We start from the raw sequence: 15,946 nt of genomic DNA, 5'->3' as shown, positions 1-15,946 counted from the left end.
CGGTTTTTTCAACCGCCAAACGGACCTGTATAAAGGTTTTGGTACATGCCCCACATCGATGTGATGAAAATCGAAATCATCCCGATGATCTGGGTATAAAGACGGTGACGGTTCAGCCGTTTGATCAGGCGGTCGCCGGTGCCGGAATCCTCGCGGATCTGCTGCGCGGTCGACACGCTCAGCACCCCTACCAGACACAACGGAAAAGCCAGCAACAGCACGGCTTGGGCGAATTCGAACCGGTAGAAAACCGCCAGCGTAAAGAGCATCGTCATGAAAAAGCAGGTGAACCCCAAAATCCAGATGCCGGACACTTGGGTGATATATAGAATACGGTTCACGTTGATGCGTGCCATATCCTCCAGGTCGACCAGCGCCTGTTCACCGTTGCGCCGCGCGCGCAGCACCATATCAAAGGGCACGCCCAAGACCCAATGGCTGGCAGAAGACCAGATCACCGCAACGGCGATCCAGTACCACAGGTTGGAAAAAGACCGCATGTCGATGACTTCGAAAATTGTCTGATAGAGGGTCAAGGTGCGCTCATCTTTGAAGTGAAATCATTGTGTTCAGACGTGCTGCCCTACAATCGTCTGCCTGTCATAGCGGCGCGTTCGCGAAATTCCTAGCCTTGAGCCGTGCAAAAATACGTGGCAAGCCTTGCCCGGTAGCATCTGAGGTATTTTTGCATGAGACCCCAACAAGCCCCCTTTCCCGCCACCCGCCTGCGCCGCACCCGTCAATCCGAGGGCGTCCGTGCATTGGTCCGTGAAAATGCGCTGTCCTTGGGGGATCTGATCTGGCCGGTGTTCGTGCGCAGCGGTGAGGGCGTGGAAGAGCCCGTCCCCTCCATGCCCGGCGTCTATCGGCGCAGCGTTGACAAGCTGGTCGATGCCGCGCGCGAGGCTTCTGATCTGGGGATCGGGGCGATGTGTATCTTCCCCTATACCGGTATCGAGGACCGGACAGAGGATTGCGCCGGCGCCTGGGATCCTGAAAACAACGCCAACCGCGCCATTCGCGCGATCCGCGAGGCGGTGCCCGATATGGTCCTCATGACCGATGTCGCGCTGGACACCTATAATATCAACGGCCATGACGGCTTTGTCGAAGACGGGATCATTGTGAACGATCGTACGGTCGAGGCATTGGTCAAGATGGCGCTGGCGCAGGCCGACGCAGGCGCGGATATCATCGGGCCGTCCGATATGATGGACGGGCGCATCGCCGCGATCCGCGCGGGCCTTGAAGGGGCGAGCCATTCCGACGTGATGATCATGAGCTACGCGGCGAAATACGCCTCGGCCTTCTATGGCCCGTTCCGCGATGCTGTGGGGGCCTCGGGGGCGCTGACCGGCGACAAGAAGACCTATCAGATGGATTACGCCAACAGCAACGAGTCGATCCGCCTGATCGAGCGTGATCTGCGCGAAGGGGCCGATATGGTCATGGTCAAACCCGGCATGCCGTATCTTGATATCTGCCACCGCGTGAAATCCAGCTTTGGGGCACCGACCTTTGCCTATCAGGTGTCGGGTGAATACAGCATGGTGAAAGCCGCCGCCCAGAATGGCTGGATCGACGAAGACCGCGTGATGATGGAAAGCCTGATGGGGTTCAAACGTGCGGGCTGTGACGGGGTCTTGACGTATTTTGCCCCTGCCGTGGCGCGGTTGATGAACGGATAACGCGGCTTCGATGCGCAAATAACACGCCACGTGTGGCAGATCACCGCCGATTCAAGCCCTAAATTCGTGACACCCGCGGGTTTTGAGCATAAGATCGCGCAGAAACCGGATGAACCGGCACAGGCAATTACAGGCAGAAGACTATGACAAACAACACTTTCTCGCGCCGGGCTTTCGCTTTGGGTGCGATTGCAAGCGCGGGTGCCGTTGCGGCATGTGGCAACGGTGTCGGCAGCCGTGGCAGCGGGATGATCGACGCCCGCGTCGATGCGACGCTCAACGCGATGTACCGCAGCTTCCCCAACACGCGGCAACTGGCGGAAAAATCCAACGGTATGCTGATCATGCCGCTTGTGACCGAGGCCGGGCTTGGCTTTGGCGGTGCCTATGGCCGTGGTGCGCTGCGGGTGAATAACGTGACTGTCGACTATTACTCGGTCACCAAGGCGACGGGCGGCTTGCAGATCGGGGCGCAGCAATACGCGCATGTGCTGTTCTTCATGACGGAAGCCGCGCTCAGCGATTTCCGCCGCTCCCCCGGTTGGGCTGCGGGTGCCGATCTGGAATATGTCATCTCGGATCGTGGTGAAAGCGTCGAAGCGGATACCACAACCGTGCTTGCCCCCGTGCTGGCCGCCGTCTTTGGCCGCGCCGGTCTGCGTATCGGTGCCACGCTGGAAGGCACGAAATATTCGCGCATCATTCCCTAAGCATAACGCCCGATCCGCACCATCGCGGATCGGGCAGCTTTGGGCTTAACCCAAGGCGTTCAGACGTTTGAACAGCGCCGACGTGTCCCAACGTCCGCCCCCCATTTTCTGCACATCCTTATAGAACTGATCGACCAGCGCCGTGACAGGCAGGCTCGCGTCGATCTCGTTGCCGGTGTCCAGACAAATCCCCAGATCCTTGCGCATCCAGTCCACGGCAAACCCGTGGTCGAATTTATCATCCAGCATTGTCTCGTAGCGGTTGGCCATCTGCCAGCTGCCTGCGGCACCCTGGCTGATCACCTCGACCACATCGCGCCCGTCCAATCCGGCCTTCTGGGCGAAATGCAGCGCCTCGCTCAGGCCCTGCACCAGACCAGCAATGGCAATCTGGTTGCACATCTTGGTCATCTGGCCGGCACCACTGTCGCCAAGGCGACGGCAGATCTTGGCGTAAACCTCCATCACGGGCAGCGCACGATCAAAGGCACCGGAATCGCCACCGCACATGATGGACAGCTGGCCATTCTCCGCCCCCGCCTGCCCGCCGGAAATCGGCGCATCGACAAAGCTGATCTGGCGCGCATCCGCCGCCGCGTGCAATTCGCGCGTCACCGCGGCCGAGACTGTGGTGTGATCGACAAAAATCGTGCCCTCGCCCATTCCGGCAAAAGCGCCGTCGTCACCAACGCAGACGGAGCGCAGATCGTCATCATTGCCGACGCAGGAAAAAACGATCTCTGCTCCTTCAGCGGCGGCTTTGGGCGTCTCTGCCATCTTGCCACCGTGGGTTTCTGCCCAAGCGCGCGCCTTCTCTGTGGTGCGGTTGTACACGGTCACGTCATGCCCCGCTTTTTGCAGATGCGCGGCCATTGGCGCACCCATCACGCCCAATCCCAAAAATGCGAGCTTTGCCATCGTCTTTTCCTTGTCATTCAGTTGCGCTATTGCCTGAGAGGAACCTATCACCCTGCGCGCATTGGTCAATCGCGCGTAGATATACCCAGGAGCGTGACATGGCAGTGGTTTTTCGGTGGCTGATGCGAATTGCAACGCTCTTGGTGGTGCTGGCGGTAATTGGTGTCGGCGGTGCCTATTGGCTGGCCTCGCGGTCGCTGCCAGACTACGACGATACGGTCCGCGTACCCAACCTCGGGGCCGAGGTGGAGATCGTGCGCGACAACGCCAATGTGCCGCATATATTCGGGGAAAGTGACCAAGATGTGTTCTACGGGCTGGGCTTTGCCCATGCGCAGGACCGTCTGTGGCAGATGATCACCATGCGCCGCACGGTCCAAGGCCGCTTGTCCGAGGTTTTCGGCACCACCACCGTCCGTATCGACCGCATGCTGCGTCGCTTTGATCTTTATACCTTGTCGGTGCAATCGCTTCAGGCGCTCGACCCCAAGACCCGCGCAGCGCTGGATGCCTATGCCGCCGGGGTGAATGCCCGGCTGGACCAGATCAACACCGAAGCCCTGGGCCGCGGTGCGCCCGAAATGCTGCTGTTTGATGCACCCGTCGCCCCCTGGCGCGCGGCGGATTCCGTGGCGCTGGTCAAGCTGATGGCCTTGCAGCTGTCGGGGCATCTGGATGCCGAGGTCAAGCGCGCCCGCACCTCGCTGGCGCTGCCCGATCAAAAGCGCCTGTCGGATATCCTGCCTGACGCCCCCGGCAGTGGCATCGCCGCCCTGCCCGAATATGCGCAGCTGGCGCCCGGCCTGCCGCAGTTCGCCGCCAATATCCCCCTCGATCCCTCGCCGCTGTCGCCGTTCAAATCCTTTGATCTGGCGGGTGCCTCCAACGCCTGGGCTGCCGCACGGGATCGCTCTGCCTCGGGCGGGACGCTGATCGCCAATGACCCGCATCTGGGCTTCACCGCGCCGACCATCTGGTACCTCGCGCGGCTCGAGTTGCAATCGGGCGGTGTCATCGGCGGCACGATCCCCGGTATCCCCGTGGTGCTGACAGGGCGCAGCAGCGCGCTTGGCTGGGGGATCACCTCATCCTATGCTGACGATCAGGACGTCTATATCGAAGAACTGAATCCCGACAACAGCGAGGAATATCGCACCCCCGACGGGTTCAAGAAATTCGCCAAACGCGCGTCGATCATCACGGTCAAGGATGCCGACCCGATCACGCTGACCCTGCGCTGGACCGACAATGGGCCGGTGCTTCCCGGCAGCCACTATAACCTTGCTGCGATCACCCCGCCCGGTCATGTCGCCGCGCTGAACTGGACTGCGCTTGACCCCGCCGATACCTCGATCGCCGCGGCCATGCAGTTGATGGAGGCCAAGACCGTCGAGGAAGGGATCACCGCGGGCGAGGCCTATATCGCGCCGTCGCAAAACCTGACGCTGGTGGATGTGAATACCATCGCGATGAAAACCATCGGCGCGCTGCCCGCCCGCGACGCCGCGCATCAAAGCCAGGGGCGCATGCCCACACCGGGCTGGATCGCCGCGAACCGCTGGCAGGGCCGCCTGCCCTATAGCGCAAACCCCGAATTCCTGTCGCCCCGTGGCGGGATTATCGGCAATACCAACAACAAGACGGTGGACCGCCCCTTCCCCAACCACGTGTCCTTCCTCTGGGGCGATACGCAACGCATCCAGCGGTGGCGCAACCTGATGCAGCGCCGCCAGGTGCACACCCGCGACAGCTTTATCGAAGCGCAGCTGGATACGGTCAGCTTCACCGCGCGCTCTCTGCTACCGCTGATCGGGGCCGAGCTTTGGTTCACCGGCGAAACCGCGCCCGAAGGCACGCCCGAACGCCAACGCCAGCGCGCGCTGACCCTGCTTGCCGGCTGGTCGGGCGAGATGAACGAACATCTGCCCGAACCGCTGATCTATGCCGCCTGGCTGCGCGCCTTGCAGCAACGGCTGATCCAGGACGAGCTTGGAGCCTTGGCGGAGGAATTCGATCATGCCGATCCGCTGTTCATCGAACGTGTTTTCCGCGATGTGGACGGTGCGGCCGCATGGTGCGACGTGCTGCAATCCGCCCCGAAAGAGACCTGCCCCGACATGGCCCGCATGGCGCTGGACGATGCGCTGATCTGGATCAACGAGACATGGGGAACCCAGCTGGAATCCCTGCGGTGGGGCGACGCACACCAAGCCACCCACGACCACCAGACCTTGGGCGAAGTTCCCGTGTTGCGCTACTTCATGAACATCCGCCAGTCGACCTCGGGCGGTGACAACACCCTCCTGCGTGGCCGCACCCGTGGCACGGGGCCGGACCCTTTCGCCAATGTCCACGGCGCAGGCTTCCGCGGGGTTTATGACTTCGCCGATCCGGATTCATCGGTGTTCATCACATCAACGGGCCAATCGGGCCACTTCCTGTCGCATCACTACGACGATCTGGCACAGCTCTGGCGGCGCGGCGAATACATTCCCATGTCGCTGGACGAAGAGCTTGCCCGCGCCGCCCCCGTCGGCATCACCAAGCTGATACCGGAGGCAGAATGAACCGCGTGATCCTTTTCAACAAACCTTTTGGCGTCTTGTCCCAATTCACCGACAAGGGCACCGAAGGCTCGCCGCGCCCGACCCTGTCGGCCTATATCGATGAAAAGGGCTTCTACCCCGCCGGACGGCTGGACCGCGACAGCGAAGGGCTGATGGTGCTGACTGACAGCGGCCCGCTGCAAGCCCGTATCTCGCATCCGAAATATAAACTGGCCAAAACCTATTGGGTGCAGGTCGAAGGCACGCCGGATGAACAAGCCCTCGCCGCTTTGCGCAGTGGTGTCACGCTCAAAGACGGCAAGACCGCCCCCGCCAAGGCGCGGCTGATGGACCCGCCCGACCCTCTGTGGGACCGCGACCCGCCGGTGCGGTTCCGCAAATCCGTCCCTGATGCCTGGCTCGAGATCACGATCACCGAAGGTCGTAACCGTCAGGTGCGGCGCATGACGGCCCATGTCGGCCTGCCGACACTCCGCCTGATCCGCGCGCGCGTCGGCGACTGGGAACTGCACAAGCTCCAACCCGGCGCATGGCGCTTCTCGTCCGAGCTTGGCCGCTAATTCCAAATGGCCCAAAATCCCGGGGGACGGCCAAAGGCCGGGGGGCTGGCCCCCTCTTCTCTGACCCCTGAACCGTCAGGAAAACACCCGCGTGCCCCAGACCCCCAAGGTGGCAGAGGTCCCCGTCAACACCACCCCCCAAGAGAAATCCGTCGCCACCATCTGCGGTGTCCAGTCTTTCAACGTCGCGAGGTTGGTGAACTCATAGGTGCCATACCCCAAGGCCCCGATCAGCGCCGCATTGCCAAAGACCCACAGCAAGGATTTATCCTGTGCAATCGCGGGCCAGCTGACGAAATACAGCAGCACAGCAATATAGAAGGCATAGAAGACAAAGGCAGGCAGCAGCCGGAACTGGTCCAGCAGCAAGGGGCCGATATCACGGCTGAAAACCGGTTTGATCAGATAGCTCAGGCCCAGAAAGTCGAGCCCCAGAAAGATCACGAATGTCAGTACATAAAGAATAATCAAAGTCATCGGGGGCTCCTGAAAAATCAACGCTCCCCAATCATATGCAGCAGCGCTTGGAAAATGCGACTTTTCCGAGCGTTTTTTATCTTATTTCAATTGGTCCCGAAAGCTGCCGGCCTTACAGCCGCTGGTATTGCGCTTCTTGCTGTGCCGACCAACGCACGATCAAGTTAAACCCGTCTTCGGTTTGGGTTTCCTCGATCACGACGTCCTGTTCGAACAGCCAGGCGCGTTTCTTGCCGTCGGCAAAGGCTAGCGTCAGTTCGGCTTCACGCACAGCACCTTGCAGCGCTTCGGCGATGACCGCTTGCAACGCGTCCAACCCCTCACCCGTGATGGCAGAGATGGCAAGAACACTGTCGTCGCGCTGCGCACGGGCGCGTACGGCGGCGGCACGGTCGTCATCCAACTGGTCGAGCTTGTTCCAGACCTCGAAGCTGCGCGTATCCTTGGGCACGCCCAAAGACGTAAGGATATCGCGCACATTGCGTGCCTGGCTTTCCGTCTCTGCATGAGAGATATCGCGCACGTGGCAGATGATATCGGCGGCCAGAACCTCTTCCAGTGTGGCGCGGAAGGCGGCGACCAGTTCAGTCGGCAGGTCAGAGATGAAGCCCACGGTGTCGCTTAGAATGATCTCTGGCCCGTCGGGCAGCACAAGGCTGCGCATGGTCGGGTCCAGCGTGGCGAAAAGCATGTCTTTCGCCATCACATCGGCCCCGGTCATCCGGTTGAACAACGTCGATTTGCCTGCGTTGGTATAGCCCACAAGCGCCACGATGGGGAACGGTACCTTGGCACGCGCGGCGCGGTGCAAGGCGCGAGTCTTGACGACCTTGTCCAACTGTCGGCGCAAGCGCACCAGTTGTTCGTCAATGGCGCGGCGGTCCGATTCAATCTGGGTTTCGCCGGGGCCCCCGACAAAGCCCAAACCACCCCTTTGACGTTCAAGGTGAGTCCAGGCGCGGACCAGACGCGTGCGCTGATAGTTCAGCGCAGCCATTTCGACCTGCAGCACCCCTTCGCGGGTGGCGGCGCGGTCGCTGAAAATCTCGAGGATCAGACCGGTACGGTCAAGCAGTTTGACGCCCCATGCTTTTTCAAGGTTGCGCTGCTGGACCGGCGTCACTGGTCCATCGACCAGCACCAGTTCAACCTCGGCCTCTTCAAAGACAAGCCGAAGCTCCTCGATCTTGCCAGAGCCGAACAGCATGCCCGCGCTGACGGTGCGCAGGGGCACGATGTTGGCCCCTTCCACGTCCAGATGCGGCAGGGCACGGGCCAAGGCAACGGCTTCCGCCAAAGCGGGCTCCGCGATGCGGCGGTCATTGTCTGACTTGATGTCAGGGTGAATCACCCAAGCCCGGGTACGCTTCGGGCCTGCGGTGTCATCAATTTGAAACGGAGGACGGCTCAATTAGCGTCTTCACCCTCGTATAGCGAGATCGGCGTGCTTGGCATGATCGTGGAAATCGCATGTTTGTACACAAGCTGCGATTGGCCATCACGGCGCAGAAGAACACAGAAATTGTCAAACCATGTGATGACGCCTTGCAGCTTCACACCGTTGATCAGGAAAATCGTTACCGGCACCTTTGTCTTGCGCACATGGTTCAGGAATGCGTCTTGCAGGTTTTGTCGGTCAGCCGCCATTGTTGGTCTCGCTCTTATTCTTGCTGTTGTTCTTGCTGGCAACCGCGGATCGGTTTACCCCTTCGGAAGACTATGAAGACCCGCGCACAGAGTTTCCACCCCAAAATGTCAGAACTGTTGCGCGCAAAGCCGCATCCCGTGTCACGCGCGCCACAGATCTGGGGTAAGCAGCGCAATAATCGCCAAAGTTTCCAGCCGCCCCAACACCATCGCCGCACATAGGATCATCTTGGCCCCGTCGCCCAGCTGGATCAACGCGATGGGGGCATCGGCGGCAAACTCCATCAACGGGCCGGTTGTCGCCAGTGTGGCCACCGACATTACCAGCGCATCGGCAAAGGGCGCGCCGACAAAGGTCAGCAGCAGGGTCACCCCCGCCAGCGACAGCGCGAACAGCATAAAGAAGATCCAGGCGATAAACGCTCCGTTGCTTTGCAGCCGCCGCCCCGCTTGCCCGGCACCCGAGACAGAGTGTGGATGGACCAGCCGTTCCATCTCGCGGACGCCGTTGCGATACAGTGCAAAGACCCGCAGCAGCTTGACCCCGCCCGCCGTGGTCGCCACTCCGCCGCCGATCAGCGCCAGCCCCATGAGGATCAGCCCCGGAGTCTCGAGCCCCGACCAGCTTTGCGCTTCGGCCCATGAGGCGCTGACAAATCCGGTGGTGGTCAGAAAGGAGGTGACTGTGAACATGGCCCCCCAGAAGGCGCTGCCGGTCTCAAGTGCTTCGGCGCTTGCATGCACATCGAAAGCGCCAAGAAAATGGCGCACGAACAGCACCACAGGCACGCCGAGGATCAGCGCCAGCCCCATGCGGAATTCTGGATCGGTAAACAGCCCCCCTTGCGTCGCCGTCACCGTGTCTTTGGAAAAGGTCAGCCGCGACAGCGCGAACAGCATGAACAGCATCATCATCGCTTCCGCGCCAAAGCCGACACCGGTGTCATGCGTCCCCCCTAGGGGCGAGATGCCCGAGGTCGCCAGCACCGACATTGCATGACACAGCGCCACCAGCGATCGGTCCCCGTTGGCCAGCAACAGCACCCAAAGCAAAAGCGTCAGCGCAAGATAGGTGGGCGTCAGCGCCGCCGCGGACCGCAGCAACCGTTGGCGCGGGTCGATCTGGCCCATATTGCTGCGGCGTTCGTCCGGGTTGCCGGGTTCGGCCTGCGAGGTCACCTCGAATCCGCCAAGGTGTAAGGGGGCCAGAATGGCCGACGCCGCGATCCACATCAGCAGGCCGCCCATCCAGGCGACCTGCGCGCGCCACAGATGAAGCGTGTCACTGATCCGTCCGGGATCATCGAACAGCGTCGCGCCGGTCGTGGTGATCGCGCTGACCATATCGAAATAGGCGTGCAGGAACCGCGTGGTCGGCAGGGCCTCAAGAAACGGGATCGCCAGCAGCGCGGGCAAAAAGACAAAGCTGGAAAACAGCGACATCAGCGGCCCCAAGGCCCCGTGCCGCGCGCGCCGTCCGGCATGGGCGACCGCAATCAGGGTAAAGATAAACACCCCCAGCAGCCCCGAATAGAAAAACGCCCGCGATGCCAGATGGTCTTGGGTGGTCAGCGCAAAGATCGCTGGGAAGATTGTCGAGGCGCTGAACACACCGAAAATCAGCAAGAACAGCGGCAGTTCAAGGATCTCGCGGCGGATATAGGATTTGCGTCTCACGTGCGGCGCTCCGGTAATTTGGACGCAGGCACCATCAGAAAAAGTCGATGGAGACCTGCATCAGCTGTTCGACCTGCGGCACGTCTTTGGCCAGACAGAACACAGCGATGACGTCACCTTCTTCGATGCGTGTGGTGCCGAGGGGGCGCATCACCTCGTCGCCCTTGCGAACCATGCCCATCAGCGCCCCTTCGGGGAAATCAATGTCGGACACGCGTTTGCCCGCAATCGGCGAGGTCGACAGCACCTCGGCCTCGATCACCTCTGCCTCGGCGTCGCCGATGGAGTAGACCGACCGCACCCGCCCGTGACGGATGTGTCGCAGGATAGAGCTGACGGTGGTGGAACGCGGGTTGATATAGGCGTCGATGCCCAAAGGCTCCATCAGCGGGACCAGCGTGGGGTCGTTGATCAGCGCGATGACATAGGGGCAGCCTTCGGATTTGGCGCGCACGCAGGCCAGCATGTTGGTCTTGTCGTCATCGGTGATTGCCATCATCGCATCGGCGCGGCCAATGCCCGCTTCGGCCAGCAGGGACGCGTCCAGCCCGTCGCCGTTGAGCACGATCGTCCGCTCCAACGCCTCGGCGGCGCGTTCCGCGATGCGGCGGTTCTTCTCGATCATCTTGGTGCGCACCCGCTTGCCGCGCGCCTCGAGGTTCTGGGCCACGGCCAGCCCGACATTCCCCCCGCCCACAAGCACGACACGTTCAAGCTTGCTGGTGGTCTTGCCAAAAATCTCGAGCGTGCGGGGGATGTCATCGCGGTGGCAAAAGACATAGCAGGCGTCACCGACAAACAGCTGGTCCTTGGATTCCGGCGCAAACAGCGTGCCATCACGGCGCACTCCGACGACGACAGCGCGCAGCGTCGAGAACAGATCGGTCAACTGTCGCAGCGGCGTGTTCACAACCGGGCAGTCTTCGTCGATCTGGATACCGATCAGATGCGCCATCCCGTCCATGAAAGTTTCTGTATCAAAGGCCGCTGGGGCCGACAGCCGCTGCAACGCCGCATTCGCCACCTCTTTCTCGGGCGAGATTACAACGTCGATCGGCATGTGATCGCGACGATAAAGATCGGAATAGATCGCCGTCAGATAGGATTGGCTGCGCAGTCGCGCGATCTTGCGGTTGATGCCAAAGACCGAATGGGCCACCTGACAGGTGACCATGTTCACCTCGTCCGAATGGGTGGCGGCAATGATCATCTCGGCATCGCGGGCACCGGCGCGGTCCAGCACGTCGGGGTAGCTTGCAAAGCCGGCGATCCCTTGCACATCCAGCGTATCGGTGGCGCGGCGCACCAGATCGGCGTTGCTGTCAACGATTGTGACGTCGTTGCGTTCGCCCGAAAGATGGCGGGCAATCTGCCACCCGACCTGCCCTGCGCCGCAAATGATCACTTTCATAAATGGGGTTCCTTTGGCGTGAAGCCTTGCCTTGCGTCACCAGCTGGGGCGTGCCCGCGTGACCCGTGATATGCCAGTGATTTGAATGACAGATGGCTATGCAAGGGTCAATTCAAATGTCAGACTATGCTTCCATAGCAAGACGGGGGGCGCATATGCGAAAAACGGCATTGATCATCTGGGGTGGCGTGGCACTGGCGGCCTGCGCACCGTTGAACACCTACTACAAACCCGGTGCCACTGTCGCGACGGTCGAACGCCAGACCACGCAATGTCAGGTCGATGCCTTGGCACAGGTGCCTGTGGTGCTTCAAACCGTGCGCACCCCGCCCCGTTTCATCCCGCCGCGCCGCGTCTGCCGGTCCGATGGACGTTGCACTTCCCGCGCGGGATATTTCGAGCCCGGGCAAACCTATACGGTCGATCCCAGTGCCGATCTGCGCAAAAGGGTTGAAACGCAATGTATGGCCGATGCGGGCTTTGCCCCGGTGTCGATCCCGCAATGCCCCGCTGGCATCGCCAAGGCCGCGCCGCAGGGGCGCACAACCGCCCTGCCCGCGCTGACTGAAAGCGCCTGCGTGATCCGCAATGACGACGGCAGTTTCCAGATCGTGACGCGGGGGTAGCGAATAGGGTCAGCTATCGGCTGCCCCGTCATCATCCACATGCGCCACCCGCGTGCCCGACTTAGCCGAGGTCACCACCCCGAGACTTTTGAGCTTACGGTGCAGCGCCGACCGTTCCATGCCGACGAAATTCGCGGTGCGGCTGATGTTGCCGCCGAACCGGTTGATCTGGGTCAGCAGGTATTCGCGTTCAAACGCTTCGCGGGCCTCGCGCAGGGGCAAGGTCGCCAAGGCACCAGACAGCACCACGCGCCCCTCTTCGTCGGTGGTTTCTTCCTCGCCCGGCAGCTCGCGCGCTTCGATCGGGCCGGTGCCGTCGCCAAGGATCAGCACACGTTCCACCAGGTTCTTGAGCTGACGCACGTTGCCCGGCCAGACCATCGTCTGCAACAACGCCTCTGCATCGCCCGAGAATTCGCGCAGCGGCAACCCCTGCGAGGCATTGAAATCCGCGATAAAGTGGCGCGCCAGGACTGGGATATCCTCGCGGCGGTCCTCCAGCGACGGGACAGAGATCGGCACGACGTTGAGCCGGTGAAATAGCTCCTGCCGGAAGGTGTCCGCTTTAATCGCGGCATCCAAGTCCTTGTTTGTGCTGGATATAACACGCAGATCGACACGCACCTTGTCGTTGCCGCCGACGCGGGTGAATTGCTGGTCCACCAGGACACGGAGGATTTTCGATTGTGTCCCCAGCGGCAGATCGGCCACCTCGTCAAAGAAGATCACCCCGCCATGCGCCTGTTCCAGCAGGCCCGGCTCTACCCCGCGGTCAGGGGTTTCACGGCCAAACAACACTTCCTCCATGCGGTCCGGCGCGACACTGGCGCAGTTGACCGTCACGAAGGGGGCCGAGGCCCGGTTGGAATTGGCATGGATATAGCGCGCGGCGATCTCTTTGCCCGCCCCCGCAGGGCCGCGCAGCATCACCCGACCGTTCGATTTCGTGACCTTGTCAAGCTGCCCCATCAGTGTTTTGAAGGCGGTCGAGCTGCCGATCATATCAGTGCTCGCGACCTCGCGCCGCTTGAGGCTGTGGTTCTCGCGACGCAGGCGCGAGGTTTCCATCGCGCGGCGGATCACCACCATCAACTGGTCGATATTGAAGGGTTTTTCGATGAAGTCATAGGCACCCTGCTTGATCGCCGCGACCGCGATTTCGATGTTCCCATGCCCCGAGATGATGACAACAGGCACATCCGGATTGTCCCGCTTTACCGTTTTCAGAATGTCGATCCCGTCCATCCGGCTGTCTTTCAACCAGATATCAAGGATCATCAGCGCCGGCGGCTCCGCATTGATGGCCGAGATCGCCTCGTCCGAATTGCCGGCCAACCGCGTGACAAAGCCCTCGTCTTCCAGAATGTCCGAAATCAACTCGCGGATGTCGCGTTCGTCGTCAACGATCAGGATGTCACTCATTATGGGTCTCCAGTTCTGGGGTTCCGGTGGGGGCAGCAAGGGGTAGCGTGATCACCGCCATTGCGCCGAAATGTGTTTCGCCCGCGAAGACCGGCGCGTTTTCCAACGACAACGTCCCGCCGTGTTCTTCGATGATCTTTTTCACGATGGGCAGGCCAAGGCCAGTCCCTTCGGATCGGGTGGTGACATATGGCTCGAACAGTCGCGCGCGGTCTTCCGGCAATCCGATGCCATTATCCGCTATGGTGATTTGTAGCGCCGTTTGGGTTGTGGTCAACTGCACCTCGATGCGCGGGTCTATATCGGCCTCTGGATCATTTTGCTTACGGCTTTCAATGGCTTCTCCCGCGTTCTTAATCAAATTTGTTAAGGCTTGCGACAGCATTGTCTGGTCCACGCGCGCCAGTATCTCTTGTGTCGGCAGATTGGCGCTGATGGTCACGTCGGGCTGGCCCGACTGCTGCAACAAGACCGCATCCTGCAACACCTGAACGACATTCTGCACAGAGGTCTCAGGCTCTGGCATGCGCGCGAATTTGGAGAATTCGTCGACGATACGGCGCAGGTCGCCGGTCTGGCGGATGATCACGCCGGTCATCTGGTCAAGGCTGGCGGCGTCCTCGGGCAGCTTGGGGCCGAACTTGCGTTTGATCCGCTCGGCGCTCAGCTGGATCGGAGTGAGCGGGTTCTTGATCTCGTGGGCAATGCGCCGCGCCACGTCGCCCCATGCGGCCATGCGCTGCGCGCTCACCAGATCGGTCACATCGTCAAAGGCCACCACATAGCCCTCAAGCCGCCCGTCTTCGCTGCGCCGCGTGGCGACGCGCACCAGCAGATTTTCCATCTGCCCCTGACGCGAGACCTTGATCTCGCCCTGCGCGACCTCGTTCTGCCCTTTGACGACCGTATTGAACAGCGGGCCGAACTCCGGCACCGCGACCGAGAGCGCCAGCGATTGCTGGTCCTCGCTCCAGTCCAGCAGCCGCGCGGCAGAGCGGTTGACGAAGGTCACCCGCCCCTCGGGGTCCAGCCCCACGACGCCCGAGGTGACGGAGCTAAGCACCGAATCGAACAGGCGACGACGGCGTTCGATCTGGCGGGTGTTATCCAGCAACGTCTCGCGCTGGCCTTTCAACTGTTTGGTCATCTGGTTGAAGTAGCGGCCAAGCATGGCGATCTCGTCATCGCCTTCTTCCTCGCGGACCTGAACCTCAAGATCACCGGCACCGACCTGCTGCGCCGCGCCCGTCAACCGGCCCACCGGCCCTGACAGACGTTCGGCAAACCACAGCCCCAGCCAGACCGCTGCGAGAATCAGGATCACCGCAAAGCCCACATAAAGCAGACCGAATTCGAACAGCAGCTTGCCGCGCTCGTTTTCAAGCTGTTGGTACAGCCGCACCGTTTCCTTGGTATCGTCCAGCAGCGACAGGATTTTTCCGTCCACATCGCGGCTGACGTAAAGATAGCGGTCGACAAAGGCTTCCATCAGCACCAGCGCGCGGAATTCGTTGTTGTCCCAATCCTCGATCACCAGCGGCGCGCCGTCGAGCTCTTGTGCCTCGCGGATCTGTTCGGGTGTCGGTTCTTCGAAATCGAACAGATAGGACCGGTCGCCGCGCGCGCGGATCTGGCCGGTGCCGTCGATCATATAGGCCTCGCGCAAGCCGCGCTGGATCAGGCGTTGCCCGTCCGCCAAAAGCTGGGTGTCAGGCACATCAACGCCCTGCGTGCGCGCTTGATCAATCGCGCGGGCCAAGGCGATGGCATCTTCGCGCAGGTCATCGCTTTGCTCGTTCTCATAGGCTTCGGCGGCGGCCAGCGAATTGCCCACCACCGACCGCACCCGGTCCGAGAACCAGCCTTCAAGCCCCACGTTGATCGTCAGCCCCGCGAAGATCGCAACACTCACCGTCGGGATCAGCGCCATCAGCGCGAACACCCCCGTCAGACGCAGGTGCAACCGCGAGCCCGCAGACTTCGCCCGCCGCGCCGCCACCAGCCGCGCGACCTCGCTCAACACAAGGGCGGCGACGAGCAGGATATAGACCAGATCGATCAGCAGAATGATGCGCAGGCTGGGGGTGTTTCCGCCTTGTTCAAGCGGGCCGAGCACCAAATAGGTGACAAGCGCCAGCACCGGCCCCAGAACCACAAGCCCCAGGGTCGCCAGATTGCGCACGCGCCTGATCCGGCGCAGGCGCTCAAGCCGCATAAGATAATAGCTGCGTGACCGGGTAAGC

The 15,946-nt window shown here is 61.5% G+C and carries 14 protein-coding genes; 5 read left to right on the top strand and 9 right to left on the bottom strand.

The genetic code is table 11. The annotated features are described in order from the left end of the window. Nucleotides 1–8: 8 nt before the first annotated feature. On the bottom strand, nt 9–536 hold the full coding sequence (locus tag B4F27_RS05655; protein ID WP_005853514.1) for a hypothetical protein: 528 nt from the start codon (nt 534–536) through the stop codon (nt 9–11). 153 nt (nt 537–689) lie between these two features. On the opposite strand from B4F27_RS05655, the gene hemB reads away from it, so the two are divergent. Continuing rightward, nucleotides 690–1,688 (top strand): porphobilinogen synthase, encoded by a 999-nt coding sequence (gene hemB / locus B4F27_RS05650; protein WP_286759098.1) that lies wholly within the window; start codon nt 690–692, stop codon nt 1,686–1,688. Nucleotides 1,689–1,831: 143 nt separating this feature from the next. Beyond that, the gene (locus B4F27_RS05645; RefSeq protein WP_005853509.1) at nt 1,832–2,398 is read left to right on the top strand and encodes a YSC84-related protein; all 567 of its coding nucleotides are present in this window, start codon (nt 1,832–1,834) and stop codon (nt 2,396–2,398) included. Between the two features lie 45 nt (nt 2,399–2,443). Here the strand turns inward: B4F27_RS05645 and B4F27_RS05640 are convergent, their stop codons facing one another. Further along, nucleotides 2,444–3,316, bottom strand: a complete 873-nt coding sequence (locus B4F27_RS05640; RefSeq protein WP_037944263.1) for an NAD(P)-dependent oxidoreductase — start codon at nt 3,314–3,316, stop codon at nt 2,444–2,446. A gap of 98 nt (nt 3,317–3,414) precedes the next feature. Between B4F27_RS05640 and B4F27_RS05635 the strand changes: the two genes are divergently transcribed. Further along, on the top strand, nt 3,415–5,883 hold the full coding sequence (locus B4F27_RS05635) for a penicillin acylase family protein (protein ID WP_074634932.1): 2,469 nt from the start codon (nt 3,415–3,417) through the stop codon (nt 5,881–5,883). Continuing rightward, nucleotides 5,880–6,443, top strand: a complete 564-nt coding sequence (locus B4F27_RS05630; RefSeq protein ID WP_037944262.1) for a pseudouridine synthase — start codon at nt 5,880–5,882, stop codon at nt 6,441–6,443. The genes B4F27_RS05635 and B4F27_RS05630 overlap by 4 nt, the downstream gene beginning before the upstream one ends. A gap of 75 nt (nt 6,444–6,518) precedes the next feature. Here B4F27_RS05630 and B4F27_RS05625 read toward each other — a convergent pair whose 3' ends face one another. The 5 genes from B4F27_RS05625 to trkA all read right to left on the bottom strand — a co-directional run bounded on the left by B4F27_RS05625 (nt 6,519) and on the right by trkA (nt 11,655). After that, on the bottom strand, nt 6,519–6,920 hold the full coding sequence (locus B4F27_RS05625) for a DUF2177 family protein (protein ID WP_064216540.1): 402 nt from the start codon (nt 6,918–6,920) through the stop codon (nt 6,519–6,521). Between the two features lie 112 nt (nt 6,921–7,032). Further along, on the bottom strand, nt 7,033–8,331 hold the full coding sequence (hflX, locus tag B4F27_RS05620; protein ID WP_286759097.1) for a GTPase HflX: 1,299 nt from the start codon (nt 8,329–8,331) through the stop codon (nt 7,033–7,035). Next, nucleotides 8,328–8,567, bottom strand: coding sequence for an RNA chaperone Hfq (gene hfq / locus B4F27_RS05615; protein ID WP_005853497.1), 240 nt, complete (start codon nt 8,565–8,567; stop codon nt 8,328–8,330). Before hfq ends, hflX begins: the two co-directional genes overlap by 4 nt. A gap of 141 nt (nt 8,568–8,708) precedes the next feature. After that, a complete protein-coding gene (locus tag B4F27_RS05610) occupies nt 8,709–10,244 on the bottom strand; it encodes a TrkH family potassium uptake protein (protein ID WP_074634934.1) in 1,536 nt (511 codons plus the stop codon). Nucleotides 10,245–10,278: 34 nt separating this feature from the next. Then, nucleotides 10,279–11,655, bottom strand: a complete 1,377-nt coding sequence (gene trkA, locus B4F27_RS05605; protein WP_005853494.1) for a Trk system potassium transporter TrkA — start codon at nt 11,653–11,655, stop codon at nt 10,279–10,281. Between the two features lie 155 nt (nt 11,656–11,810). On the opposite strand from trkA, the gene B4F27_RS05600 reads away from it, so the two are divergent. Further along, the gene (locus B4F27_RS05600; protein WP_286759096.1) at nt 11,811–12,281 is read left to right on the top strand and encodes a hypothetical protein; all 471 of its coding nucleotides are present in this window, start codon (nt 11,811–11,813) and stop codon (nt 12,279–12,281) included. Between the two features lie 9 nt (nt 12,282–12,290). Here B4F27_RS05600 and B4F27_RS05595 read toward each other — a convergent pair whose 3' ends face one another. Together B4F27_RS05595 and B4F27_RS05590 are read right to left on the bottom strand one after the other, a co-directional pair. Further along, the gene (locus tag B4F27_RS05595; RefSeq protein WP_037966344.1) at nt 12,291–13,703 is read right to left on the bottom strand and encodes a sigma-54-dependent transcriptional regulator; all 1,413 of its coding nucleotides are present in this window, start codon (nt 13,701–13,703) and stop codon (nt 12,291–12,293) included. After that, complete coding sequence (locus B4F27_RS05590; RefSeq protein WP_286759141.1) at nt 13,696–15,918, bottom strand: sensor histidine kinase NtrY-like; 2,223 nt, start codon at nt 15,916–15,918, stop codon at nt 13,696–13,698. Before B4F27_RS05590 ends, B4F27_RS05595 begins: the two co-directional genes overlap by 8 nt. Between the last annotated feature and the right edge of the window lie 28 nt (nt 15,919–15,946).

The organism is Sulfitobacter sp. UBA1132, from assembly GCF_002311545.1.
Classification (GTDB): domain Bacteria; phylum Pseudomonadota; class Alphaproteobacteria; order Rhodobacterales; family Rhodobacteraceae; genus Sulfitobacter; species Sulfitobacter pontiacus.
Note: the sequence above shows the minus strand (reverse complement) of the source record. Positions and strands in the feature narration are given on the sequence as shown.